Below are 25,433 nucleotides of genomic sequence, written 5' to 3'. Positions count from 1 at the left end.
GCGACACCCCTATGTCCGGAAAAATAATTTTGGACTATTCTTCAAAAAAGTAAACTACCAGCATTTTTGCCGAGCTCGAGCCGCTGTTCACGGGGTTGTGCTCTATCCGCCCATCAAATAGGATGGAGTCGCCCTGCCGAAGCTCGATCGTCTGATCCCGAAACACGTAAGTCACCGTGCCGTCGATGAGGTATTTGTACTCGAAGGCGTCGATCTGCACAAAGTCCCGCTCCGCCCCAGGCTGTATCTCCAGCAACACGATGTCGATGGTGCAGGCGTTGATTTTTTTGGTGAAAATCCTCGAATACTCGTAGCCGGAGGAGGCCTCCTTCTCAAACTTCACGTACTGCTCGCTGCGCTGCACGAGGATCCGGCCTTCCTTGCCGTAGAAGTTGAGGTCGTTGAAAAACTCGTCCAAGCCGGTCTCCAGCGCCTTGACGATCTGGATCAGTACCAGCAGGGAGGGGATGGTGCGGCTGTTTTCGATCTGGGAGATCAGCCCCTTGGTCACCCCGGCCCGGTCTGCGACTTCCTGTAGGGTAAGGTTTTTTTCTTTGCGAATGCTCTTGAGCTTATTGCTGATCTGGACAATAACTTCCTGCTCCATGCCTGGATATTTTGGGTGAAACACGGGGTAAACTAAGGAAAAAAATGCGTGCTGGCGATATGGGTTTCTTTGGGAGGATCGACTTGCGGCCGCCGCCACGAAGCGAGCGATCGTAAAGACCGAGGGCTGGCGCCGTCCACTTCCATCCTGTGCCGATATGCGGGTCTGCCATCAATGGGAAATCGGTTTGGGATTCGCACGAAAGGGAGAGCCGCGCAAAACACGCTCCCCCTTCATTGTGCAAAACCAACTCAGTTACTGTTTAGCAAAAGTAAACATGCGAGGTTTTTTGATTGAAAAGCCAGGATTAACCTTTTGTTAGGGGTTGCGCTTGAATCGTTTATGAGATGCGTATTTCCTTGCTGAAACTGGATTTTGTCAGTCCGTTTATGCGTTTGAATGAGGAGGTCAAGTTTACAAAAACTTAACCGTTCAAAATTGGCGAAGCCAAAGACTTGGGTGAATTTTGCGGACTAAACGCGGCCTCTATGGACTTTCAGCAGCTGAGCAAAACCGAAAAACTGGATCTGATTTTTGGCCTCTACGACCGACATGGGGCGGAGGACTACATCGGTGAGCCGGTGTCCCAGATCGAGCACATGTGCCAGAGCGCCCAGTTGGCCGAAAAGGAGGGGTTCGACGACGAGGTCATCCTTGCGGCATTTTTTCATGACATTGGCCATCTGTTTTCCCATTTGCAGGAGACAGAGTCCATGGGAGGCTTTGGTGCCCAGCGCCACGAGGAGCTGGGAGCCCGGTGCCTGCGGGAGATGGGTTTTCCGGAGAAAGTGGCCAAGCTGGTCGAGAACCATGTGCAGGCCAAGCGCTACCTCACTCACCGATATCCGGAGTATTTCCAGAAGCTCAGCGAGGCCAGCCGACAGACACTGCGCTACCAGGGTGGGCCTATGAGCGCGGAGGAGGCCGCGCAGTTTGAGTCCGATCCGCTGTTTGAAGCGTCGCTCAAGATGCGGACTTGGGATGAGGAAGCCAAAGTGGAATTTGTCCCGCTGCCAGATCTTGGGAAGTATCGGGAGATTGCCGAGCGGCTTCTGCCGTGAAGTAGTTATTGCGCTAGTAAAAAAGGGCCGAAGCAATAACCTTCGACCCTTTTTGGTTTAAAAAATAAGATTCGGCACTAGGCCGAGACGGTGGCCTAGTGCCGAAAGCCTTTATTCGCATCAATAGGACGTTACTTGATCAGCTCTTTGATGGCAGGGGCCGCATCCGCTTCGGGATAGTCCAGGCCAAGCAGTTGGAAGACGGTCTTGGCGACCATGGCGCTCTGCCACTGTCCCTGGGTTTTCATCTCTCCGCTGGCGGGGGTGTCAGGGCCTATGGCCATCAGCCAGATTTGTCCCCCTTCGGGGACGCTCTGTCCGTGGCTTTTCCAACTGGTCTTGGTGATGCCGCGGCCATGGTCCACGCCGATGATCAGGGTAGTCTTGTCCTTGTATTGGGGGTCGGACTGGACGGTTTCCCAGATTTCGCGGATGTATTGGTCGGTTTGGCGGGCTGACCAGAGGTAATGGTCGTACTTGCCCTCGTGCGCCCAGTCGTCGGTCTCGCCGTAGGAGATGTAGAGCACTTTGGGCTTGTGTTTTTTGAGCGCCTCCAGGGCATAGCTGTGGGTGAAGGCATCCAGTCTGACCCCGCCCCAAGGGCCGCGGATCTCGGACTGCAGGCGGTTGACGGTTTTTTCCACCTCAGTCAGGTCGCTGCCTTCCGCCAGGTCAAATCCGGCGTTGACCGGTACCCCGCTTCTTTCCTCATTGATGATGTAGGGAAAAACGTCCCAGCTGCCGAAGGCCATCACCTTGCCTTTGTAGGCAGGCAGGCGGTTTAGGTGCTCCAAGAGGGTCACGTTGGGGTTGTTCATTTTGTCGTTGCTGTTGATGCGTTCGTCGTCGGCCTTTCCGCTGAGGAATTCATTGTAGCCGGGATAGGAAAACCACATCTTGTTGGCGTTGTCCACCAGATTGCCATAGGCGCGGTTGCCGTAGAGCTGCCCCTCTTTGGCAATGGTGCCCCAGAAAAAGGGAAACAGTATTTCCCGTCTTTTGATGGGGTCTGGGTGCCAAAAGTCCTTCAGCAGTGACCCGGAGGACTCGATCATCCCGGTGTCGTCCACCATCAGGGAGTCGGCTCCCTTGAAGAGCTCCTGCCATCTCAGTCCGTCAAAGGTGATCAGGATGACATTTTCCGTTTGGGTGGTTTTTTGGGCGTAGGATGGAAAAAGCGCAAATAAGGCCGCAAGGGCAAAAAGCACGTGTTTTTTCATAATAGGCTATGGTTTTAAATAAATGCTACCGGCCAAAATGACCGGTAGCAGGTTGGGTGGTTTTTGATAAAGTTAGCGGCTTATTTCACATCCCACCAAACCTTGGTGGTGATGTCGTCAGCTCCCTGTCTCGCGATGGCTGCCTTGTAGTTGTCACCGTTGAGCGACTGGACGCTGCTCGGATACATGAAGCGCACGGGGACGGTATTGATGTAGGCGGCTGGGCCCGGAGTGATCTTGGGGTAGTCTGTTCTTCTCCAGTCATACCAAGCTTCCATGCCGTTGAAAAACAGGGCCAGCCACTTCTGCGTGCCGATCTTGGCCAGTTTTTCCTCGCTGGTGCCGGTGTAGGCGACTTTCGCCTGCGCGAAATAGCTGTCGCCCACGGTCAGCTTTTCGGCAATCTGGGGCTGGTTGATGGCGGTGTATCGGGCTTTGTAGTAGGCAAAGGAAGCTTCGATGCCATTTCTGTAGTAGTCGGCGGCGGAGCCCACCGTAATGTAGCCTCTTTCCCTCGCCTCTGCCAGGATAAACTGGAGCTCAGCGTAGCTCATCAGTACCGCCTGATAGCCGGTGGGGTTAGCTAGGCTGGTACAGGCGGAGCAAGACCAAAGCAAGCCCACGCGGGAGATGTAGTTGGAGCCTCCCTTGGAAGGGTCGCCGGATGGAGAGTAGGCCAGTGCTTCCTCATCCGCCAGTCCGTTGGGTACGCCCTGGTAGTCGTCCACGTTGCCGATGACGCCTTTTCCGGAGGCCGTGGTCGGCTGTGCGTAGGCAAAAAGACGGGGGTCGTTCAGGTCTTTGAGCACGCCCTCCATTTTTTCGCTCAGGCGATACTCGTCAAATGAGCCCGATCGGGTTGTGTACAGGGGATGCTGGTTTGGCACATCCAGCAGGTACTGCAGCGCGGCCTCCTCGGAGGTGCTGGTGAAGATGGGGGACTGGCTTGGGTTGCTCAGGATGGCCTGCATCGCCGCGGAGGGGTCATTGCGGTCGGAGATTCTCATCAGGATTCTCAGGCGCAGGGAGTTGGCGTACTTTTTCCAGCGGGTCAAGTCCCCGTTAAACAGGATGTCTCCCGCCACCTGCTCCGAGCTGGTGCCCAGCAGGGCGTTGGCTTCTTCGAGCTCCTTCAGGATGCCGCTGTAGATTTCCTCCTGGCTGTCAAACTTGGGGTAGTTGATGCCCTCTTTTGCCTGGATCGCCTCCAGATAGGGGATCTCTCCGTAGGCATCGCTCATGTAGGAGAAGAGGTTGGCGCGGATGATCTTCGCTACGGCCACGTAGTTTTGCTCATTTGCCTTGCCTGAGATCAGGATTACGTTGTTCAGGTCGCGAAGGGAGTTGTAGAAGGTGCTATACGGGCTGCCGGAGGGCCCCCAGTTGTAGCGGTCTTCGTTGGTAAACTGGATCTTGGCGGTCTGCTGCATCACGACGTTGCCGGTGCCCCAGGCATTGCCCGCGATCTCGTTGGTCGTGGAGCGGATCACGTTGGGGAGGAGCAGGGAAGAGGATACCGTCTCCGGGCTGTTGGGGTTCATGTTGACTTCCTCAAAATCCTTGTCGCAGGAACTGAGGCCCAAGGCCAAAGCCAGAGAAAGTGCGGAAATGTATTTTCTGTTGAATTGCATGATTTCTTTCTTTTTGGATTGGAGAATTCAGCCGCTTAGAACTTCACGTTGATGTTGAATCCTATGCTTCTGGTGGATGGGAAAGCCATGTCTTCCACGCCTGGGATCAGGGTGCCGCCACCCATGGAGAGGGTCTCGGGATCGAAGTGGGGGTTTTCTGTCCAGAGTGCCAGGTTTCTGCCGACCAGGGATACCTTCAGGTCTTGGATAGGCGTCTTGCCCAGTACTTTGCGTGGGATGGTGTAGCCGATCACCACTTCTCTGAGCTTGAGGAAAGTAGCGTCGTAGAGTGCCGCTTCCACGTTGTTTCGCTCGTAGTAGCGGTTGTGCCAGTTTCTCGAAGAGATCTTGACAGTGTTTGGCGAGTAGGAGCCGTCGGCATTTTGTACCACGCCTTCAGAGACGATGCCGTTGCCTTCGACGGTCAGGTCGTATCCGTTTTCACGTCCAAAGAGGGTTTCTTCCAGCTGTCCTGAAGTGGATCCGATGGTCTTGGTGCGGGAGACTACGATGCCGCCATATCGGAAGTCCAGGAGGAATCCCAGAGAGAGGCCTTTGTAGGTAAAGGTGTTTTGCAAGCCCAGCATCCAGTCCGGATTGTAGTTGCCTTGGTGCTTCAGCGTAGGGTCGGTGATCGGCGTGCCGGTGGCGGTGTGGATGATCTGTCCGAAGTATTCGGAGCTGGGATCATCGACTCTGTCAAAGCCAGCTCCGTAGATATTGCCCATTCGTTCGCCTACCCTGGCTTGGATATTGGCGCCGTTTCTGCCCACCAGGGTGTAGGTGTCCAAGCCTTCGGTCAGCTCGAGCACGTAGCCTCTGGTGCGGGTGAAGTTGGCAATCACATCCCAGTTGAAGCCGGAGGGGCTCTGTACAGGGCGGCCGTTTAGGACTACCTCTATCCCTTTGTTTTGGATTTCCCCGGCGTTGATGATCCGAGAGGAGTAGCCGGTGGCGATGTCCAGTGTGATCGGGATGATCTGGTTTCTGGTGCGGTTGTCAAAGTAGGTGAAGTCCAGTCCCAAGCGTCCATTCATCAGTCTCAGGTCAAATCCAGTCTCGAAGGAACCGGTTCGCTCCGGCTTCAAGTCGGCGTTGGAAAGGGTGCTGGACTCGGTCTTTACTTGGGTGGAGCCCCAGGCCGTGCCGGAGTTGAAGACGTTGGTCAGCGAGTAGGGGTTGGTGTCGTTTCCTACTTCCGCGTATGCCGCGCGGGCCTTCAGGAAGGAGATCGCATTTGGCAGTCTAAACATGTCGGACAGCACGGCGCTCAGTGTCGCAGAGGGGTAAAAGTAGCTGTTGTTGGATACCGGAAGGGTGGAGGACCAGTCGTTTCGGCCGGTTACGTCCAGGAACAGGATGTTTTTGTAGCCGATTTGGCCAAAGCCATAAAGCGAGTTGATGCGCTTTTCGGAGACGCCCTGGCTCACCTGAAGGTTGACAGCCGTGTTGGTGAAGTTGTAGATACCCGGGATCAAGAGCTGTGGCGCGACGGTCTGGAGGTAGCGGTTGTCCTGGCGCATCATGTTGCCGCCTAGGGCGATGCTGTAGGACCAGACCGGCTTGGTCGTCTCGGAGTAGGTGAGGAGGAAGTCCGAGTTTTGCTCGTTGAAGTACACGTCGTCTTCGCGGTAGTTTCCTTTGGGGAAGCGCTGTGTGCTAAAGGCTCTTTTGCGGTCACGCAGCTCGTTGTAGGTGTCCAGTCCGGTGCGGAGCATCAGGCTCAACTTAGGGGTAAACTGGTAGGACACGGACACGTTTCCATAGATCCGGTCTTTGCTCTGCCCGTTGGTGTTTTCATACACGTTGAAGTACGGGTTGTCGTGGTAGTTGTAGTTGTAGTTGTACTGCTGCACACCTTCCATTCCCTTCATCCAATAGTCCCTCAGGCTGTTGGTGTTCACCTGTCGGCCGTACCAGATCCAGAGGTACATGAGGTTTTCGGTTCCGTAAGAGATGTTGGGACGGTTGCCGGAGTTGGTTCGCTGGTAGTTGACGATCGCGTCTACCTTGAGCTTGTCGGTCACCTTGATGCCGCCGTTGATGGCCAGGGTGTTTCTGTCAAGGTCCGTGTTGGGGACGATGCCCTTTTGGTTCAGGTTGGTGTAGGAGAGTCGGATGTTTGACTTGTCGTTGGCCCCTTCGATGGAGACGTTGTTGGCGAGGGTGACGCCAGTCTCAAAGAAGTCGCTGATGTTGTTTGGAGCCGAAACCCAAGGCGTCGGGGTGATGGTGCTGCCTTCCGGAGCGTTGAGGTCACCGCCTCTGAAGCCAGGTACGTCTCTCGGGGAGTCAAACTGGGGAGTCAAGAAACCGGCATCCAGCAAGGGGCCCCAGCTTTCATCCACGCCATCCGCGGTACCGGAGCCAGCGCCGTTTACAAAGGCAAACTGCCCGTTGTTGCCTTGCCCATATTTGTTTTGCCACTGGGGCATCACCAGGGGATTGTCAAAAGTCGTATTGGAGTTGATCTGCACGCCCAGGCCTTTTTTGCCCTTTCCGGACTTGGTGGTGATCAGGATGGCGCCGTTTGCCGCGCGGGAGCCGTAGAGCGCTGCCGCTGCCGGGCCTTTCAGCACGGTCATGGACTCGATGTCGTCGGGGTTGATTTCTCCGGCGGCGTTGCCATAGTCCACCTCTTGGTTGCCGGAGCCGGAGGAGCCCACCACGTTGTTGGAGATGGGGACACCGTCCACCACGAAGAGCGGCTGGTTCGCGTTGATGTTCAGGGAAGATTCCCCGCGGATGGTCACGCGGCTGGAGCCGCCCAGCCCGCTGGAGCTGTTGGTGATCTGCACACCGGCCACGCGGCCGCTGAGCGAGTTGATCACGTTGGTCTCTCTCGCCTCGGTGAAGCGCTCCCCGTCCACTGCCTGTACGGAGTAGCCGAGGGCTTTGGTCTCACGCTCCACGCCTAGGGCGGTGACCACCACCTCGTTGAGCGCGAGCCCTTCGGAGAGTGTCACGTCGATCGTGCTGCTGTTTCCCACGGGAAATTCCTTGGTCTCAAAACCGACAAAGGAAAAAATGAGTGTCTCTGATGGGGCTGCCTCGATAGAATAGGAGCCATCAGCGTCCGTGACCGTTCCGCGAGTGGTACCTTTGACCAAGACAGTCGCGCCGGGCAAAGGTTCGTTGGAGACATCGCTTACTTTTCCGCTGACCCTGCTTTGTTGGGCCATGGAAAAATTCAGGACAAACAACAGGCAGGCTGCCGTCATCCATGTCCAAATGCTTTTTTGAGCAATCATTCGTTGTAGAGGTTTGGAATAGATAGTTTTCTTTTTAAAAATTTTAACAAAACTAAACCTCTGCGATTTTCCCTTTTTTAAACCCTCTTTATCAAAAAGTGAATTATCTGAATGTTAAAGGGTGTAAATGCCTTAAAAATGATGTTTTCAGAGAGGCTTGGCGATTTGTTTTCTTAATATGGGAAGCGGGATTTTCCATAAGTTAAGAATTGGTTAAGGAAAAAGTATATAAATATTAAACAAATGACTTGGGCTTTGTCCGATAGCCGAAAAAAAGAAAGGAGACTCGTCGACGAGTCTCCTTTTGGTTGCTTGGCTGAAAGGACTAGGCAGGGATTAGTTGACTGCCTTCTCCAAGGAAGCTTTTCCCCCTACCACCGGCAGGGTCAGTACGGTGCCGTCCAGGTCCACGGTCAGCTCCGTTCCCGGCTTTGGCAATAGCGTGAACTCCTTGTCTGAGGAGAAGATCATCAAACCGATCTGCTGACCTGCCGGGATGACCTGGTCATCCGGCTGCAGCTCGAAGCTCACCTCGTAGAATTTGCCCGGCGTCAGAGGCTCTCCTTTGCGGATGTCCGCGTGGTTTTGGGGATCAGCCCAGCCTCGGGTGATGATGTTGTCGGTGATGCGGGAGTTGCGCCCCTCGGTCCAAGGGAGGGAGACCAGCCAGACGGAGAGGTTTGCCGCGGGCTTGCTGGAGGCGAGCTTGACGGTGATTTTTGGAGTGCCGGAGAGGTGGACCGCTTCCTTCAGCACGGGGCTGAGGTAGATCAGACGATGCTCGGTGTAGTCTGCCTGGGCCAGTGCCGATCCGGAGAAGGAGTAGTTGTCCACGAGGGTTTCTTTGGCGCCCGTGGCCATTTTTTCCAAACCCAAAGACCCAGCGGCAGGCGCGCCGCCTTGGAGGTAGAAGTCCACGTCGGATGCCTGTGGATTGGGGAAATCCGCGTAAGCGGTAGGCTTGTCCCTGTCGTCCTGCTCGCGGACGATCCAGGCGCGGGGCTCTTTCTCCACACCGTTTTCTACGCCATGCAAGTAGCGTGTAAACCAGCGGTTCATCATGGAAAAGGGCGGCGGGCCTCCGTGGCCGTTTTGGTGGTAAAAGATCATGGACGGAATTCCCTTGGCTCTCGCGGCGTCGTAGATGCGGTAGCTGTGCTCGGGCATCACGTTCCAGTCGTTGAAGCCATGGGACATGAGCAGGGCGGCTTTCATCGGTGCCATGTCGTTGAGGTAGTCTCGCCCTGCCCAGAAGTCATTGTAGTCGCCGGTGACGCGGTCCATGCCCTGGGCCATCTCGGTGTCCCGGACGGTCTTGTTGTTGTAGGCACGTTTGGATTCGTCTCCGCTGTGGATGAAGTCGTAGAGCACATCGATGTCCTCGCCGAGATAGCCTCCCGGTGAGCGCACTAGGCCATTGGATCGGTAGTAGTGATAGTAGGAGGTGTTTGGTGCGATAGGGATGATGGCTTCGAGTCCTTTTACTCCCGTGGTCGCGGCAGCAAGGGGAAGCGTTCCGTTGTAGGAGGTTCCGGTCATGCCGACTTTTCCGCTGGACCAGAAGGCCATCACCTTTTCGTTGCCGTCGGGAGAAGTGTAGCCGTTGTCCTTGCCGGTGAGCCACTCGATCACGGCTTTGGGAGCCAAAGATTCATTGTCTCCGCCCACGGTGGGCGAGCCCTCGGAAAGGCCGGTGCCAGGAGAGGAGGAGTGGACGACGATGTAGCCTCGCGGTACCCAAAGCATGATTTCCGAGTTGGAGATGATGGGGCGCTGTCCGACGCGCTTCACCTCGACGTGGGCCCGGGGAGGTCCGGCCACGCCGAGCTCGTGCTTCACGTCCCAGAAGATGTCCGCATTGTCGGCGGTGCCAGCGTAGTAGGGGCTGCTGGCGTAGATCACGGGAAGCTTCAGTCCTTCGGTCTCCGTCTGCCTTGGCCGGGTCACGTCCACGTGCATGCGGTCTTTTTTGCCGTCCCCGTCCGTGTCAAACTCCGTTTCCACCCAGAGGTCGTGGCGTATCCAGTTGGCGGAGTCCTTCAGCTCGGGCACGATCTGGGCCTCGCCATTTTCGAAGATGGGTTTGACCTGGGCGGATAGCCCCAGGCTGAAGCTGAGCAGCAGGGCTAGAAGCGTGGTGGTTTTTAGCTTTTTCATGGGTGGTTTTCTTATCTATGGTTCGCTTGTTTCTTTTTTTATGTTGGTCAATCTCGCAGGCGGCAGACCATGATGCCGGACTGGGACTTGTTGGCGGCAAGGTACTCGTGCAGGGGCTTTTCGGAGATTTCGACCTGCATCGATCCGGTACTGGCGTGCATGAGGTGGATTCGGCCGTCTAGCTCCACGGCAAATCCCACATGGACAATGTCCAAGTTTTTCAACGGAGTGGTGATCGCGATCAGGTCTCCGGATCGGATGTTGCCCTCCAGGCCTTGGATTTCCGCCTTGGGGATGTAGTGATAGGTGCGGGTGGCGATTTGGGCCTCGTCGGCCTTGATCTCGGCTACCAGCGCCGGGTTGCTGAGCTGGGGATAAAACCTGGGGTTTTCCGACATGAAGCTGGGCTGGTTCACGTAGGGTGTTCCGCCTATTTCGGCCGTGATGTCCTCTACGATTCCCTTCTTTTCGTTTTCATAGATCCAGTCGGAAAAATAGTGCAGGCGGGACGAATAGTCCTTTCTTTCTCCATTTCGGTAGCGGAGATATTCCAGCTCTTTTTCATAGGCTTCGAAAGTAAACCCACCGGTTTTCGCGATTCTAGCCAAAGTCACCACGGTCTCCAGGTAAGTCGTGCAGTCCAGGCCGAGAAGGTCGATGACCAGCTTTTCCTCTCCGGGCAGCTCCAGGGTTTTTTCCACATAGGGAGTTCCGATGAAGCTATATCCTATGCCCAAGACCATATCTTGCAGTGATGCTGTACTTGGATTTTTTGAAGAAAGCTTCTCGAGCAGAGTTGTCAGCTTTTCCCTGCTCTCCAAAGAACAGACGGTCTGCCCCCAAAGGGAGACCGGGACAAAAAAGAGAAGCAAAAAGGCCAGGCGCATGGGCGGTCAAGGGTTTGGAATCCTGAAAATGCAGGATTTCTTCCAAAAAGTCACGGGTTTTTGATATGCGGCGTGGTCGAAGGTGGGCGAGGGAAAGCCCAAAAACCGAAGGCAACATGACCTTTGTCAGGCTTTTTCCCCGAGCTTATCTTCTACTTTGAGGATCAAGACGGAATTTTTACGGGAGTCCCTTCCATTAGCTATGACAAACGCCATCTACCTCACCACCACGGAGCCTTTTTCCGGCAAGTCGATTTTCGCACTGGGCCTCATGAGCCTGCTCGCGGCAAAGACCGACAAGCTCGCCTATTTCAAGCCGATCATCGCGGGAGGCAAAAAGGACAAAGACCGGCGTCTGGACTTGATCAAAAGCCAGTTTAAGCTCTCCCAGTCCTATGAAGACATGTATGTCTTTTCCAGAAAGAAGGCCATCAAAGAGATCAACAACGGCAACGAGTCCTTCCTGATCGACTCGATCATTGAGAAGTTTCAGCGCCTGCAGGAGAGTTCCGACTTTGTGGTGGTCGAGGGCACGGATTTCATCGACTCCACGACCAATGTCGAGTTTGACGGCAATATCGCGATCGCCAAAAACCTGGGAATCCCGGCAGCCATCATCCTAAACTGCTCCAGGAGGACTGTCGCGGAAATCGTCGACCAGGCACTGGCCACGGTGAAGGGATTCCTGAGCCGGGGCGTGCAGGTGCTGGTGCTGGTGGCCAACAAGGTGGAAGAGGGTAAGGCCGAGGAGATCGAAAAGCGGCTGAAAGCCATCATCCCCAAGGAAACCCTGGTCACGACCATACCCATGTTGCTGGAGCTGAGCAACCCCACCATGGGGGAGATCAGGGAGTCTTTGGGCGCTAAACAGCTTTTTGGCGAAAACCTCCTGACCAACCGGGTCGACCACGCCATCGTCGGGGCGATGCAGTTGCCGAATTTTCTGAACCGCTTGGGGCAAAACACCTTGGTGGTCACGCCGGGGGACAGGGGGGATCTGATCATCGGCGCGCTGCAGGCAAATGTGTCCAGGAGTTTTGGCAAGGTCGCCGGCATCATCGTGTCGGGAGGGATTCCGCCCGAGGCTTCCATCCTCAAGATGGTGGAGGGGCTGGAGACCATAGTGCCTATCCTGGAGGTGGAGATGGGTACATTCCAGGCAGTGACGGAGGTGAACCTCATCCGGGCGAGGATCGCTCCGGGAGATGAGGAAAAGATTTCCATTGCCATACGCCTGTTTGAAAGGTGGGTGGATGAAAAAGCCCTCGCCGATAGGATCATCGCTTTCAAGTCGGATACGCTGACTCCGCGGATGTTCCAGTACCAGCTGGTGAAGCGCGCCAAGGCGCTCAAAAAACACATCGTCCTGCCCGAGGGCGACGATGACAGGATCTTGATCGCCGCGGATATGCTCATCCGGCAAAATGTGGTCGACCTGACCATTTTGGGATTGCGGGAATCCATCGAGACGGCGATCAAGCGGCTAAACTTATCCTTGGATTTGGATAAGGTGACGATAGAAAATCCGGAGACCTCCAGCCGACTGGAGGACTATGCGCAGCTTCTGTACGAGTTGAGGAAGAGCAAGGGGGTGACCCTGGACATGGCCCGGGACCTGATGCATGACGTTTCCTATTTTGGTACCATGATGGTGTACCGGGGAGAGGCGGACGGCATGGTATCCGGCGCAGTCCATACCACGCAGCATACCATACGTCCTGCCTTGCAGTTTGTGAAGACCAAAGCCGGTGTGGCGACGGTCTCTTCGGTCTTTTTCATGTGCCTGCCCAATCGGGTTTCTGTCTTTGGAGACTGCGCTGTCAATCCCAATCCCACCTCGGAGCAGCTGGCTGACATTGCCATCTCCTCGGCGGAGTCGGCCCGGATGCTGGGCATCGAGCCAAAAGTGGCGATGTTGTCCTACTCTTCGGGCTCGTCGGGCGCCGGGGAAGATGTGGACAAAGTCCGAAAGGCGACCGAACTCGTCCGCGAGCGTCGGCCAGACCTGGCGGTGGAGGGTCCGATCCAGTATGACGCAGCGGTAGATCCCGCCGTGGGCAAAAAGAAGATGCCCGACTCCCAGGTGGCGGGGCAGGCCAGCGTGCTGATTTTCCCTGATCTCAATACCGGAAACAATACCTACAAGGCGGTGCAGCGGGAAACCGGCGCTTTGGCCATAGGCCCCATGCTCCAGGGGCTCAACAAGCCGGTCAACGACCTGAGCCGAGGCTGTACCGTCGCCGACATCTTCAATACCGTAGTCATCACTGCCATCCAGGCCCAAGAGTCAGGGGGCTGACAACTGTTGTTTTCTGTCTAAAAATTTAAGATTTATGAATTTCGATTTACGAGGATCCAGCCTCATGCACGGGTCTTTTCTTCTGTCTTCTGTTTTCTGTCTTCCATCTTCTCAGCCATGAATGTCTTTGTCATCAATTCCGGCAGCAGCTCGATCAAATACCAGCTGATCTCCATGCCCGCAGCCCGGGTGATCTGCTCCGGCATGGTAGATCGCATAGGGCTCGAGGAGTCCAAGGTCGAATACCGGGCTTTTCTTCCCGAAGGCTTGAAGTCGAGGGAGGAAAACCTTCCCGTCCCCGGGCATGCCGAGGGCTTGAGGGCGGTGGCGGCTTTTCTGACTGATCCAGAGGTGGGGGTGATTTCCGATCCCAGCCAGGTACATGTGGTGGGGCATCGAGTGGTGCATGGGGGAGAAAAGTTTTCGCAGACCCAGCTGATCACCGAGGAGGCCAAGGCCATGATCCAGGAGCTTTTTCCGCTTGCCCCTTTGCACAATCCCGCCAATTTTCTCGGAATCGAAGTGGCGGAGAAGATTTTTGCCCAGGCAAAGCAGGTCGTGGTGTTTGATACCGCTTTCCACCAGACTATGCCCGCTGTGGCTTTCCGCATGGCGATCCCAAACGAATACTACGAAAAGCACAAAATTCGCAGCTATGGCTTTCACGGGACCAGCCACAAGTACGTGTCCGAGCGTGCTGCCGAATATCTGGCTAAAAAAGGTCCCAAACTCATCACCATTCACCTAGGCAATGGCTGTAGTATGGCTGCAGTGAAGGAGGGACGATGCGTGGACACGAGCATGGGACTTGGCCCGATGAATGGGCTGATCATGGGAACCCGCGTGGGAGACGTGGACCAGTCGGTGATCTTTCACCTGGTCCAGCAGCTTGGCTACTCGCTGGATGAGGTGAATACCGTGCTGAACAAGAAAAGCGGGATGCTCGGCCTCACCGGCTTTAGCGACATGCGGGACATCCGGGCGCGCTACGAGGCTGGGGAAAAGGCGGCAATCTTGGCCTACCAGATGTATGCCTACCATATCCGTAAATTCATCGGTGCCTATGCGGCGGTGCTAAATGGCTTGGATGCGATTGTATTCACTGCCGGAGTGGGGGAAAACGACGCGCTGACCCGTACGCTCGCCTGCGCGGACATGGACTTTTTGGGAATCAAGCTGGATGCCGCCAAAAATGCCGAACCGGGCAAAGGACTCAGGGAAATCAACCAAGAAGGCTCGCCGGTAAAGGTGCTGGTCGTCCCGACAAACGAAGAACTCGAGATAGCCAAGCAGTGCTATGACTTGCTAGCCTAGCCAAGGGCAAATTCTTGTGTTTTCCGGGGAAACAGGTCTCTTTTATTTTTTGAAGGATTAATTTGTTGGGTTGCTTTTTATTTAGTTTTAAAAAAGCTACTTTGAACCTGCCAAACAATCAATACACTTTCAAGCCGACCCTAGTCTTCCGTTTGTGGCGGGAGCGTCAAAATAAGGTTTGCTGGCGAGGCTTCAGTTTTTGATCGAACCAAGTCCCAAGTCGCTGAAGGGGCCCCGTGCCCACCACTTTCGACAGGATTGACTCGGGAGAAGCCAACTTTTCAATCGGCCTTGCGAGGCAGTTGAACAGATCTGATGCAGGTAAAAGCAGGTCTTTAGGCAGCTTTTCCTTTCTGGATTTTTAGAAACAATAGACCAAAACAACAATAAACCAAAATAACATGAGGGATCTGGCAGTGTGTTTTTCAAAAGATGGGGAATCGGCCAAGGCTAGACTAATTGCTGTCGCCTTGGGTTTGGAACAAAAAAAAGCCCCTAGCCATGTCTAGCAAGGACGTTCATCTGCTGTGCAGCAGCGGAGGGGTAAGGTGCTTCAGCTACATTGGTGCCTACAAGGCACTGGCAAAGGCTGGATATCGGGTCAGCGGTGTGTCGGCGAGCAGCATGGGGTCCGTCATCGGGATGTTGATTTGCATGGGGATGTCCCCTGCGGAGATCGAGGAAAAAGTGCTTCACAACCCTATGCGGAAATACCTGAGAAAAAGGGTCTGGAGCAATCTTTTTGCGGTGTTTCGCTATCCGTTTGCTATCTATCACCATCCTGACTACGAAGCCTTGCTGAGGGATTTTGGAGGAAAAGACATGAATCTGTCCAGCCTGCCGATCCCTTACAGTACGCTGGCTTTGGACTTGAACCGGCAGCAGCTTTTGAGCATCAACAGGGAGACCCATCCCTACTGGAAGGCTTCCAAGGTTTTGGCTATTGCCACGGCTATCCCTCCGCTGTTTGCCCCGATCAGCCAAGACGACATGCTGCTCGTGGATGGGGGAGTGGCCTCGGACAGTCCGGGCTGGGTGGCTGCTGCGGAGAGCCAGGGCAAACCTGTGGTGGTGCTGAAGACCAATACCCTGCTCAAAGGGAGATTGAGCAACTTTTCGAATTTTATCCAGTCCATGATCCAGTCCGCCGCCGCGGCCAACGACTCCTTCAGCCTACAGCAGATGCCATCCAGCATCGTGGTGGAGATCAATTGCGGTGATCAGGAGGCAGAGGATTTTTCGATTTCCCGCGAACGCATCCAAGCCCTGATCCTCTCGGGAGAAAAGGAGATGGAGCGCATGCTGGAGCTGTGTCAGGGAGATCTTCGCAAGTTTATCCGAGTGGAAAACATCGCGCCTGCCAGCACCAGCGCGGTGGGCTTTGACCTGGCAAGGGAGCGAAACATCGCCCTGATGAAGCAATTCAGCAGGGAAACCAGCGGTCGACATCAGGTGTTCATCAGCTACAGTCACAAGGACAAGGAGTGGTTTGACAAGCTGCAGCTGATGCTCGCCCCGGTGGAGGCCTTTCATGGCATCAAAGTCTGGGACGACCAGGAGATCATGCCCGGTACCTACTGGCATACTGCGATAAAAAATGCACTTTCGCAGACCAAGGTCGCCATTTGCTTGGTCAGCCGAAATTTCCTCGATTCAAGCTATATCACCACCAATGAGCTAAACTACTTCATGGACGAAGCGCGAAAGCAGAAGGTCAGGATCTTTCCGATCGCCATTTCTCGCTTGGCGGCCCATGAAAATCCGCTTCGGGAAATCCATTTTGTGAACAATCCAGATGAACCCTTCGAGGAGCTGGACAGTGAAAGACAAAGGGAGGTTTTGGCTACAATGGTCGAGCAGCTGATCGATATCATGGACGACGAAACCCTTGAGGCTTGACCTCTTGGGGAACTAGCGTTATGTTAACTTCGAAATGGCCTTTTGACTATTTGCCGACCGGAGGCAGGAAGTTTCCTACCCGGTCGGTGTCCCCACCGAACGGAATTCCCTTCTGCCGGACATCCTTTTTAACATAGGAGGCCACAAAGAGAAGAAAAAACCTTGTCTCGTGTGCCACAGGAACCCCTCTCCTAGATTTCCTTTTCCCAGGCCATTTCAAGGGCGCAAAGTAAAAAGCTTCGCTTTTTTGCGGTGGACGGAGACCTGGCGTTATGTTGCCTCTTGAATACCTGCCTATTGGAAAGGTCGTAAAACGCCAATTAACAGGTAACATTACACCAGGTAGGATGCCTGCCGATGCCGCGTAAGCCGTTCCCAATCGTAAGAAAAAAATATGCAGAAGAACTTCTCCAGTCCAAGAATAGAAACCCTGACCGAAAAGAAGCTGGTGGGCAGCAGGCTGAGCCTCAGCTTGACAAACAACCGGACCGCGGAACTTTGGCGGGCCTTCATGCCTAGGAGAGATGAGGTTGCGCATGCGCTCAGTAGGGATTTGATTTCCATGCAGCTTTATCCGGCCTCTTATTTCGCTCAATTTGACCCAGCGACTTCCTTTGAAAAATGGGCGGCGGTGGAGGTGTCCGATTTTGCAGGCGTCCCGGCCGGGATGGAGACATTTGTATTGCCGGGAGGGCGCTATGCGGTGTTTGACTACCGGGGATCGAGCCGTGACACGAGTATTTTCCAATACATTTTCACCCAATGGCTACCCAGTTCGGGTTACGTGCTTGATGAGCGGCCCCATTTTGAGGTGTTGGGAGAAAAATACAAAAACGACGATCTGGATTCCGAAGAGGAAATATGGATTCCCGTCCGGTCCAAATAGGGAGGGGCTGGATTTGCTACACCCATGAATGCAAAAAAGGGCTGAAAAACCGATTTTCAGCCCTTTTGTTTTCTGTAAGTTTTTTACCAGCCTCCTCCGAGCGCCTTATACAGCCTCACGGAGGAAATCAGCTGGTTTTCCAGGGCCAGGGATTTTTCAAACTCGGAGTAGTAAAGCTCCCGCTCTGCATCCAAGACCTGAAGGAATGAAGTGTAGCCGTTGTCGTAGAGTGCCTTGGAAAGCATAAGGGATTTTTGCGTCGCGGCGACCTGCGTCATGCGGGCCTCGTACTCGTTGGTGTAGGTGCGTATCTCGGCCAGGGAGTTTTCTACCTCTGCAAAAGCCTCCAAGATGGTCTGCTCGTAATTGTAGGCGTATTGCTTGGCGCGGGCGCGCTCGGCTTCCACCCTACGTTTGTTTTGGCCAAATTGGAAAAGCGGTCCGGCTAGCTGTCCGGTGACAGAGCCGAGGACTGCATTGGGGACAAAGAGCTTGGAGATGTCCGGGCTGGCGACTCCAAAGAAGCCGGTCAGGCTGAGTGAAGGAAAGCGCATGGCCACTGCCACGCCGATCCGCTCGGTCTGCGCCACCAATAGCTGCTCTGCCTGAAGGATGTCGGGTCTTCTTTCGAGCAACTCGGATGGTAGGCCGGTAGGGATCTCCAGCGGCAGCATCTGCTGATCGTTTCGCAGTCCCCGCACGATGGGCGAATAAGTCTTGCCGGTGAGGATTCCTATGGCATTTTCGACAAAAATGATCTCACGCTCCAGGGTGTACATTTCCGCCTTGGCATCCGCGGCGATCTGCTCCGCCTGCAGCTTGTCCAGCTCCGATACCTCGCCTTTGTCAAACCGCAACTCGATGATGCGGAGGTATTCCAGACGGGTCTGGTAGGTGCGCTCGGTGATCCTGAGCCGGTCGTCCAATCCTCTGAGGTTGAAGTACAGCTCGGCGATCTGCGCCACGAGGCTGATGTAGATGGACTTTCGGTTTTCCTCCGAAGCCAAGAGCTCGGCATAGGCCGCGCGATTGGCATGGCGTAGCTTGCCCCAGATGTCGATCTCCCAGGATATGTTTCCCAATACGGAGTAGGAATTGGTGTTGAAGCCCACTCCTGCCTCTTGGGCACGCTCCCGGAAGTCTGTCGCCCTTGCTGCGGCTCCGTAGCCTATGGCTGGCCCCATGTTGGCTTTATTGTAGCCGAGGATGGCCTGGGCTTCCTCTACCCGCGCCATGGCGGTCAGCAGGTTGAGGTTGGAGTCCACCGCATTTTGGATCAGGGACTGGAGGACGGTGTCCTGATAGACGTCCCACCAGGCCAGGTTGGTGATCGAGTCGGTTTCGTCTCCGTTTTGGAAATATCCCTCCGGAGTCCGGGTTTCGACCGTTTCAGGTCGGGAGTATTTTGGCCCCACGGCACAACCTGCCGCCACCAACAAGATGAATATCGCTATGATCAGGTTTTTCATGTGTTTGGATAGATTTTGATGGACACATGGAATCTCGCATGGGCAAGAATCATCCCTTTTGTAGTCAACTGATTTATGCTCGATTTCATATCAATGAGTCGGTTCTGAAGGTGAAACAGTAGCTGAGGCCGGTGGATCGGTTTTCTTTTTCTTCACCAGGTTTTCGATGAGGACGTAGAGTCCTGGGACCACGATCACACCGATGATGGTGGCAATGAGCGTCCCGCTGAATACGGCCATGCCCATGACCTTCCTGGCCTCCGCGCCAGCGCCGCTGGCGGTGAGGAGGGGTACCACGCCCAGCATGAAAGCAAAAGAAGTCATGAGGATGGGCCTTAGTCTCAGCTTGGCCGATTCCAAGGCGGCCTCGTACAGGGATTTGCCCTGTTCTTCATGCAGCATTTTGGCAAATTCCACGATCAGGATGGCGTTTTTGGCAGTCAAGCCAATCAGCATCACCAAGCCGATCTGCGCGAAGACGTTGTTTACATAGCTCACGCTCCAGAGCCCGCCGAGCCAGAGTCCCAAAAATGCCCCAAACACCGCCGCCGGAACGCCGAGAAGTACGGAGAAGGGCAGTGTCCAGCTTTCATATTGCGCGGCCAAGATCAGGAACACGAAGACCAAGGCCATGAGGAACATGGTGCCGCCGGTTCCCTCGGCCGCTTTTTCCTGATAGGACATGTTGCTGAAGGCCATGCCGATTTCCTTGGGCATGGTGGAGGCGACCTCCTCCAGCGCCTTGAGGGCGTCTGCGGAGCTGTAGCCATCTTTGGGCGCGCCGGATATCTCCGCTGCCCGATACATGTTGAATCGGTTGGTATAGGATGGGCCGGAGATGTCGTCCACCTGGGCCAGGGTGCTGAGTGGGACGATCTCGCCGCTTTTGCTGCGCACATAGTAGCTGGCCATGTCGTCTTGGTCTAGCCGGTTTTCGCCCTCAGCCTGGACGAAGACCTTGTACTGCCGTCCAAAGCGGTTGAAGTCGTTGACATAGGAGCTGCCGAGATAGGTCGATACCGTGCTGGTGATCTCAGAGAGGTCAATTCCCATTTTCTCCGCCTTGTCATAGTCGATGTGGATGCGCTTTTGGGGCACATTGGATCGGTAGAGCGTGAAGATGTTTCCGATCTCGGGTCTTTTGCGGGCCTCGGCCATGAAGGCCTGGGCCTGCTGGTCCAGGTACTCCGGACTGTTGCCGGATCGGTCTTGGAGCTGCAGGGTAAAGCCTGCGGAGGTCCCCAGACCCTCGATGGGCGGAGGCCCAAAGGCAATCGCCGTGGCCTCGGTGATCGACTGGCGGAATGCCATGTTGGTCTCGGCGATCAGCTGTTTGGCGGTTTTGGTACGCTCTTCCCACGGCTTCAGCGACACGAAGACGAAGGCCGTGTTGGTCGAGTAGGTTGTGGTGAGCAAGCTGTAGCCGAGGATCATGGTGGAGTACTGGATTTCCTCATGCTGGCCAAGGATGGCTTCGATCTTTTGGGCGACCTCATCGGTCCTTTCCATCGAAGCTGCATCCGGAAGCTGCATGTTGATCAGGAAGTAGCCTTCGTCCTCTTCCGGAACGAAGCCTCCAGGGATGCCGCCGTTGAGCAGGAATATGCCGCCGACCACGAAGCCGATGATGATCACAGATCGGATGGATTTTTTGGCCACAGCTCCCGCTACGCCGGTGTAGCCGAGGGTAAACTTGTCAAAGCCCCGGTTGAAAGCATTGAAGAAGCGCTGCAGAAGGCCCTTTGACTCGCTTTTTGGTTTCAGGATGATGGCCGAAAGGGCGGGGCTCAGCGTGAGTGCGTTGAAGGCGGAAAACAATACCGAGATCGCAATGGTGATCGCAAACTGCTGGTAGAGTCGTCCGGTGATGCCTCCGGCAAAAGCCACCGGCACAAACACCGCCGCCAGGATCAGGGCGATGGCCACTACTGGGCCACCCACTTCTTTCATGGCTTTTTGCGTGGCTTCCTTCGGCTTCATGCCATGCTCGATGTTGTGCATGACTGCCTCGACCACCACGATGGCGTCATCGACCACCAGACCGATCGCGAGTACCAGTCCCAAGAGGGAAAGCACGTTTACCGAGAATCCCAGCATGGGGAACACGATGAAGGTACCCAAGAGCGATACCGGTACGGTGAGCAATGGAATCAGCGTGGCTCTCCAGTCCTGGAGGAAAAGGAATACTACGATGATCACCAGGGCGACGGCTTCGAACAGGGTATGCACGATCTCCTCGATACCTACCGAGATGGCTCGGGTGGTATTGAGGGAAATGTCGTAGGTCAGGTCTTCGGGAAAGTAGGATTCCAGTCCGAGCATCGCGGACTGCACCGCCTCAGAGACTTCCAGTGCGTTTGAGCCGGGGATCTGGTACACCACAATGGATGCGGCGGGTTTGGTGTTGAGTCGGCTGGTGGAGTTGTAGTTGTCCAGGCCGAGTTCCAGTCGAGCGATGTCCTTGAGCCGGACGATGGAGCCTTTTTCGTCGGATTTGACGATGATGTTTCCAAATTCCTCCTCGGTCACCAAGCGCTCCTGCAGTGTCACCGTGTAGGTGTATTCCACTCCTGATGGGGTGGGCGGCGCGCCAAATTTACCCCCTGGGGCGATGGCGTTTTGTTTTTTTACCGCATTGGAGACGTCGTTGACGGTCAGGTCCAGTTTGGTCAGCAGGTCGGGGTCGAGCCAGATTCTCATGGAGTAATCGGCTCCGCCAAAGAGGAACACGTCGCCCACGCCCCTGATCCGCTTGAGCTGGTCGACGATGTTGATGTTTGCGTAGTTGTTGAGGAAAAGCCCGTCGTAGGTCGCGTTTGGCGAAGAGAGGGATACCAGCATCAGCGGGAATACCAGGGATTTTTTGGTCGTCACCCCGAAGTTTTTCACTTCCAGTGGCATCTTGGCACTGGCTTGCGACACCCGGTTTTGCGTCAGCATGTTCGCGTTGTCGAGGTCTGTGCCTACCTCAAAGGACACCTGCAGGGTAAGGGAGCCGTCGGATCCGTTGATGGACTTCATGTAGAGCATCTCTTCCACACCGTTGACCTGCTGCTCGATGGGCGTGGCTACGGCTTGCTCCACGTTGACCGCATTTGCGCCGGTGAAAGTGGTGGTGACCTGGATCATCGGGGGGGTAATGTCCGGGTATTTTGAAATCGGGATGCCGCTCAGGGTGATCAATCCCATGATGATCATGAGGATGGATATCACCATGGCGACTATGGGTCTTCTTATGAAAAACTCACTCATAATGCTGGAGTATAGAGGTTAGGATAAAAATGGGAGGGGATCATTTCTGGTCTTCAGGCCACTTCTGATCCACCACCTCGATTTTGGAATCGGCAGTCAGCCCGGCAGCGCCGATGATGGCGACCCGGTCGCCGGCCTTGAGCCCGCTTTTGATGATCCAGGCGTCGCCGACTTTTGGCCCTGTCTCCACGGAGGTGACCTGGAGCGAGCTGGAGTCCGTCACCACATATACTTGGGCGATGTGTTGCAATTGGGCGACCGCGCGCTGGGGAACCATCACCGCGCCCGGATAGGTGCTCATCAATATTCTTGCTTTGACAAAAAGTCCCGGTCTGAGCAGGCCAGTCGGATTGGGGAAAGAGGCCTCCAGGGTCAGGGTGCCGGTGGATGGGTCTATTTCCCTGTCCCCAAAGCTGACCGATCCCATCTCGCTGTACACGGTGCCGTCGGCCAGGATCAGTTGGACGTTGTTGCGGGCCTCGGCACGCTCCTCCATGCTGAGCTGTGCGATGCGGAGGTATTCCCGCTCACTGATCTGGAACCTTACCCGTACCCCGTCCACGCTGGATATCGTGGCCAATACGGAAGATCCCCCGACGCGGCTCACGTAGTCTCCCTCGCGTACGTTGGAGATGCCGATGATGCCGTCAAAGGGCGCGTACACCCGGGTGTAGCCGAGCTCGATCTTGGCGTTGTCCAGGGAAGATTGGGTCGCATTGACATGCGCTTTGGCGGCTTCGTATTCGGCCACGGCATTGTCGAGGTCTTTTTGGCTCAGGGCGTTCAGCTCGGTGAGGGGCCGTACCCGGCTCAGCTCGCTTTCGGCACGCACCAGCTCGGTGTTTGCCCGGGTGACCTCACTGGCCTGGCGGTCCATGCGGTTTTTGTACTCGATGTCGTCGATGGTGTAGAGCAGTTGGCCTTTTTTCACGGCCGAGCCTTCCTTGAAATTCACCGAGGTGACCCAGCCCTCTACCCGAGCGCGGATGTCCACGTCCGACTTGCCGTAGACTTGGGCCACAAATTCCTCGTAGAGCGGAACGTCGTTTTGGATCGCGGTCACCACGTTGACCTTGAGTGGAGGGGCTTCCGTCACGACTGCCTCCTTGCAGGAGGGCAGCAGCAAAACGAGCGACAGTAAACCCAAAAGTGGTCTTTTTGAATCAAAGGAAAATTTCATATGGGATGGAATTAGGCTGGGTAATGGCTCCTCTCAAAACGTTTTGGCGTTTTGATTCGGCAATACTCATTTGTAGAAAAGGGTGTTGGGGTTTGGAAAAATTCAAATCAAAATCTTAAGGCTTCTTCCAAAAGTTGGTATTTATTCCAAAAAAAAACCTGAGAAAAATCAGGTTAGGGTCTGAGACTGGATTTTATTCGAAAAAAGCGGCGGTAGAAATTGCGGCACTGTGGTGTGCAGGCACCTGTAGGTAGTGAAATTCGTAGTTTGTGTCTGCCTACGGCTTTTTCGGTAAAAAAATGTCAAAAAAAGATAGCCGCAGTGTCCAAAAAGAAACTGGGGCTAAGGGAAAGGATTGGGGCTTGTGTAAGAAAATCTGGATGAAGCCGGATGCTAGTCTTTGAAGTAAGGGGCGAAAATGGATGCCCAGATTTCGTATCCTTTGGCGTTCAGGTGAAGCTGATCCTCGATGTACAGCTCAGGACGGGGATTTCCGGCCGGATCGGTGAGGGCTTTCCAAGTATCCACAAAGCTGACCCCCTCCTGAGCTTTGCCATACTCCCACAGTTTTTGGTTGAGAATCTCGTAGTTGGCTTTTTTCTCCCAGCGAGAGGGGCTTGGCTTGGCTCCGATCAGGTAGATCTCCATGTTTGGGTCGATCAGCTGGAGACGGGTGACGATGCGATGGATGCTGGCCATGATCTCGGCAGCGGGCACGCCTGCCCAGATGTCGTTGTCACCTTCGTAGATGAATACGCGGCTGGGCTCCAGACGGATGACCAGCGGGAAGAGGTGCGTTTCGAGGTCGGAGGCTTTTGACCCCCCAAAACCGGTGTTGAGGATGGACGCGTTGGGAAAGGTGCTCTGGACGTCTTTCCACATGCGGATGGTCGAGCTCCCGGTGAATACCGTTCCGCCCTGTTGCCAGCCGACACTGTCCAGCTTGGCGGAGATTTCCCGCACCTCTTTTTCAAAAGGCACATCTTGGGCTTGGCTTTTTCCCCAGACTAGGAAAATGAGAGTTAGAAATAGGGCACTCAGTCGGATTGGGTTCATGTGTCAGGTGGCTGATTCGGGTATAAAGTAAAACATCATTCCCAATATTAAATACACCAAAATCAGTTGGACGCCCTTATACCAGTTTGAGCGGCCGTCGCTGGCGATCATGGCGGCGAGGATCACTCCGAGAAACAGTGCCCCGATCAGTGCCCGATTGAAGGTGAGGTTCATCTGCTCCGGGCCGACAAAGGTGCTGAGCAGTACCAGCAGGGGGGCAATGAAAAGGGAAACCTGGATGGAGCTTCCCAAGGCGATGCCGATACTCAGGTCCACCTTGTTTTTGGCAGCCATCACGATGGCCGAGATGCTCTCTGCCGCGCCGCCGATCACGGCCAAAAACACCACCCCGATGAAGATGGTGGACATGCCCATCACCTCTCCCGTCTCCTCCGCCGCTCCTACCAAGATCTCGCTCATGAATGCCGCAAACACCGAGGCCAGAACCAGCAAGGAGATGGCCTTGGCCTTAGACCAGGGATTTTCATGCGGCTCGTGGCCGCCGGGGCTTTCGCTCTTGAAAAAGTCCGGGTGGGTCTTGAGCATAAACACGAGGTAAAGCACGTAGGCGGCGAGGAGCGCGCAGCTGAGGTAGAGGTTCAGGTTGTTTTCGGACTCATGGAATCCCGTGCTGCCAAAGAAGCGGTTGAATGCGCTGGGTACGGTCAGGCTCAACACCGCAATCATCATCATCGAGCTGTACATGCGGATGCTGGTGGAGTTGTATTCCTGATAGTGGTATCGGAGTCCGCCGATGAGAAAAGACATGCCCAGGGCCAGCAGCAGGTTGGCCAGGATCGCGCCCGCCAGGGAGGCAAGGACCATGTCGTAGAGGCCCGCCTTCAGGGCCACAAAGGCGATGATCAGCTCGGGAAGGTTGCCAAACGTCGCGTTCATCAGGCCTCCGACGGCATCGCCGGTATAGGTGGCGAGGTTTTCGGTGGAGGTGCTGATGAGTCGCGCGATGGGAATGATGGAGAGGGCCGCGGAGAAAAATACGTAGGGAGCCGAGGCATGGGCGGATTCCAGCACCAGCGTGATCGGAATGAAGAGCAGCATCCAGTGGATTCCCGGCTTTAGGAGCTGCCGAAGGAGAGAGGTCTGTTGGGACATGGGGATGGATTTTTTGAAAACTAGGCCTTTCCTACTGGATTAAACATGATGAATCTCATGTGACGGACACCTTTGACGGAGAGCGGGCATATTTCTGCACGATAATGTACAGTTCGGACAAAAATCCGGATTGGCTTGGCCCAGGGCTGGA

16 protein-coding genes are annotated in these 25,433 nt (G+C 55.1%); 5 read left to right on the top strand and 11 right to left on the bottom strand.

All coding sequences use genetic code 11. The features are described 5' to 3' along the window. Positions 1-34 precede the first annotated feature (34 nt). Positions 35-607, bottom strand: a complete 573-nt coding sequence (locus J0A68_RS10860; RefSeq protein ID WP_206578241.1) for a helix-turn-helix domain-containing protein — start codon at positions 605-607, stop codon at positions 35-37. 488 nt (positions 608-1,095) lie between these two features. On the opposite strand from J0A68_RS10860, the gene J0A68_RS10855 reads away from it, so the two are divergent. Next, complete coding sequence (locus J0A68_RS10855; protein WP_206578240.1) at positions 1,096-1,668, top strand: phosphonate degradation HD-domain oxygenase; 573 nt, start codon at positions 1,096-1,098, stop codon at positions 1,666-1,668. A 131-nt stretch (positions 1,669-1,799) separates the two neighbouring features. Here J0A68_RS10855 and J0A68_RS10850 read toward each other — a convergent pair whose 3' ends face one another. From J0A68_RS10850 to J0A68_RS10830, 5 genes are all read right to left on the bottom strand, one after another. Further along, on the bottom strand, positions 1,800-2,888 hold the full coding sequence (locus tag J0A68_RS10850; protein ID WP_206578239.1) for a phosphoglyceromutase: 1,089 nt from the start codon (positions 2,886-2,888) through the stop codon (positions 1,800-1,802). Positions 2,889-2,968: 80 nt separating this feature from the next. After that, positions 2,969-4,519, bottom strand: coding sequence for a SusD/RagB family nutrient-binding outer membrane lipoprotein (locus tag J0A68_RS10845; protein ID WP_206578238.1), 1,551 nt, complete (start codon positions 4,517-4,519; stop codon positions 2,969-2,971). A gap of 35 nt (positions 4,520-4,554) precedes the next feature. Continuing rightward, entirely contained in the window at positions 4,555-7,770 is a 3,216-nt protein-coding gene (locus J0A68_RS10840) for a SusC/RagA family TonB-linked outer membrane protein (RefSeq protein ID WP_206578237.1), read from the bottom strand. Positions 7,771-8,106: 336 nt separating this feature from the next. Then, positions 8,107-9,927, bottom strand: a complete 1,821-nt coding sequence (locus J0A68_RS10835) for a Xaa-Pro dipeptidyl-peptidase (RefSeq protein WP_206578236.1) — start codon at positions 9,925-9,927, stop codon at positions 8,107-8,109. A gap of 47 nt (positions 9,928-9,974) precedes the next feature. Next, the gene (locus J0A68_RS10830) at positions 9,975-10,814 is read right to left on the bottom strand and encodes an N-acetylmuramoyl-L-alanine amidase-like domain-containing protein (protein WP_206578235.1); all 840 of its coding nucleotides are present in this window, start codon (positions 10,812-10,814) and stop codon (positions 9,975-9,977) included. A gap of 202 nt (positions 10,815-11,016) precedes the next feature. Here J0A68_RS10830 and pta point away from each other — a divergent pair, with 202 nt between their 5' ends. The 4 genes from pta to J0A68_RS10810 all read left to right on the top strand — a co-directional run bounded on the left by pta (position 11,017) and on the right by J0A68_RS10810 (position 17,212). Then, positions 11,017-13,113, top strand: coding sequence for a phosphate acetyltransferase (gene pta, locus J0A68_RS10825; RefSeq protein ID WP_206578234.1), 2,097 nt, complete (start codon positions 11,017-11,019; stop codon positions 13,111-13,113). 117 nt (positions 13,114-13,230) lie between these two features. Next, entirely contained in the window at positions 13,231-14,427 is a 1,197-nt protein-coding gene (locus J0A68_RS10820; RefSeq protein ID WP_206578233.1) for an acetate/propionate family kinase, read from the top strand. Positions 14,428-14,928: 501 nt separating this feature from the next. Continuing rightward, entirely contained in the window at positions 14,929-16,326 is a 1,398-nt protein-coding gene (locus J0A68_RS10815) for a TIR domain-containing protein (RefSeq protein WP_206578232.1), read from the top strand. 394 nt (positions 16,327-16,720) lie between these two features. Beyond that, on the top strand, positions 16,721-17,212 hold the full coding sequence (locus J0A68_RS10810; RefSeq protein WP_206578231.1) for a GyrI-like domain-containing protein: 492 nt from the start codon (positions 16,721-16,723) through the stop codon (positions 17,210-17,212). A gap of 83 nt (positions 17,213-17,295) precedes the next feature. Here the strand turns inward: J0A68_RS10810 and J0A68_RS10805 are convergent, their stop codons facing one another. The 5 genes from J0A68_RS10805 to cax all read right to left on the bottom strand — a co-directional run bounded on the left by J0A68_RS10805 (position 17,296) and on the right by cax (position 25,282). Continuing rightward, positions 17,296-18,681: an efflux transporter outer membrane subunit gene (locus tag J0A68_RS10805; RefSeq protein ID WP_206578230.1), complete on the bottom strand. Its 1,386-nt coding sequence runs from the start codon at positions 18,679-18,681 to the stop codon at positions 17,296-17,298. Between the two features lie 90 nt (positions 18,682-18,771). Then, complete coding sequence (locus J0A68_RS10800; protein WP_206578229.1) at positions 18,772-21,933, bottom strand: efflux RND transporter permease subunit; 3,162 nt, start codon at positions 21,931-21,933, stop codon at positions 18,772-18,774. Between the two features lie 40 nt (positions 21,934-21,973). Beyond that, on the bottom strand, positions 21,974-23,113 hold the full coding sequence (locus J0A68_RS10795) for an efflux RND transporter periplasmic adaptor subunit (RefSeq protein ID WP_206578228.1): 1,140 nt from the start codon (positions 23,111-23,113) through the stop codon (positions 21,974-21,976). 393 nt (positions 23,114-23,506) lie between these two features. Beyond that, on the bottom strand, positions 23,507-24,169 hold the full coding sequence (locus J0A68_RS10790) for a GDSL-type esterase/lipase family protein (protein ID WP_206578227.1): 663 nt from the start codon (positions 24,167-24,169) through the stop codon (positions 23,507-23,509). A 3-nt stretch (positions 24,170-24,172) separates the two neighbouring features. Further along, positions 24,173-25,282: a calcium/proton exchanger gene (gene cax, locus J0A68_RS10785; RefSeq protein ID WP_206578226.1), complete on the bottom strand. Its 1,110-nt coding sequence runs from the start codon at positions 25,280-25,282 to the stop codon at positions 24,173-24,175. Positions 25,283-25,433: the final 151 nt, after the last annotated feature.

This window comes from Algoriphagus oliviformis (genome assembly GCF_017254915.1).
GTDB lineage: Bacteria > Bacteroidota > Bacteroidia > Cytophagales > Cyclobacteriaceae > Algoriphagus > Algoriphagus oliviformis.
This window is presented reverse-complemented; position numbering and strand designations above follow the sequence as displayed.

Coding starts and splice junctions, on each gene's coding strand:
- J0A68_RS10860 (WP_206578241.1), bottom strand. CDS start 607: ATGGAGCAGGAAGTTATTGTCCAGATCAGCAATAAGCTCAAGAGCATT.
- J0A68_RS10855 (WP_206578240.1), top strand. CDS start 1,096: ATGGACTTTCAGCAGCTGAGCAAAACCGAAAAACTGGATCTGATTTTT.
- J0A68_RS10850 (WP_206578239.1), bottom strand. CDS start 2,888: ATGAAAAAACACGTGCTTTTTGCCCTTGCGGCCTTATTTGCGCTTTTT.
- J0A68_RS10845 (WP_206578238.1), bottom strand. CDS start 4,519: ATGCAATTCAACAGAAAATACATTTCCGCACTTTCTCTGGCTTTGGCC.
- J0A68_RS10840 (WP_206578237.1), bottom strand. CDS start 7,770: ATGATTGCTCAAAAAAGCATTTGGACATGGATGACGGCAGCCTGCCTG.
- J0A68_RS10835 (WP_206578236.1), bottom strand. CDS start 9,927: ATGAAAAAGCTAAAAACCACCACGCTTCTAGCCCTGCTGCTCAGCTTC.
- J0A68_RS10830 (WP_206578235.1), bottom strand. CDS start 10,814: ATGCGCCTGGCCTTTTTGCTTCTCTTTTTTGTCCCGGTCTCCCTTTGG.
- pta (WP_206578234.1), top strand. CDS start 11,017: ATGACAAACGCCATCTACCTCACCACCACGGAGCCTTTTTCCGGCAAG.
- J0A68_RS10820 (WP_206578233.1), top strand. CDS start 13,231: ATGAATGTCTTTGTCATCAATTCCGGCAGCAGCTCGATCAAATACCAG.
- J0A68_RS10815 (WP_206578232.1), top strand. CDS start 14,929: ATGTCTAGCAAGGACGTTCATCTGCTGTGCAGCAGCGGAGGGGTAAGG.
- J0A68_RS10810 (WP_206578231.1), top strand. CDS start 16,721: ATGCAGAAGAACTTCTCCAGTCCAAGAATAGAAACCCTGACCGAAAAG.
- J0A68_RS10805 (WP_206578230.1), bottom strand. CDS start 18,681: ATGAAAAACCTGATCATAGCGATATTCATCTTGTTGGTGGCGGCAGGT.
- J0A68_RS10800 (WP_206578229.1), bottom strand. CDS start 21,933: ATGAGTGAGTTTTTCATAAGAAGACCCATAGTCGCCATGGTGATATCC.
- J0A68_RS10795 (WP_206578228.1), bottom strand. CDS start 23,113: ATGAAATTTTCCTTTGATTCAAAAAGACCACTTTTGGGTTTACTGTCG.
- J0A68_RS10790 (WP_206578227.1), bottom strand. CDS start 24,169: ATGAACCCAATCCGACTGAGTGCCCTATTTCTAACTCTCATTTTCCTA.
- cax (WP_206578226.1), bottom strand. CDS start 25,282: ATGTCCCAACAGACCTCTCTCCTTCGGCAGCTCCTAAAGCCGGGAATC.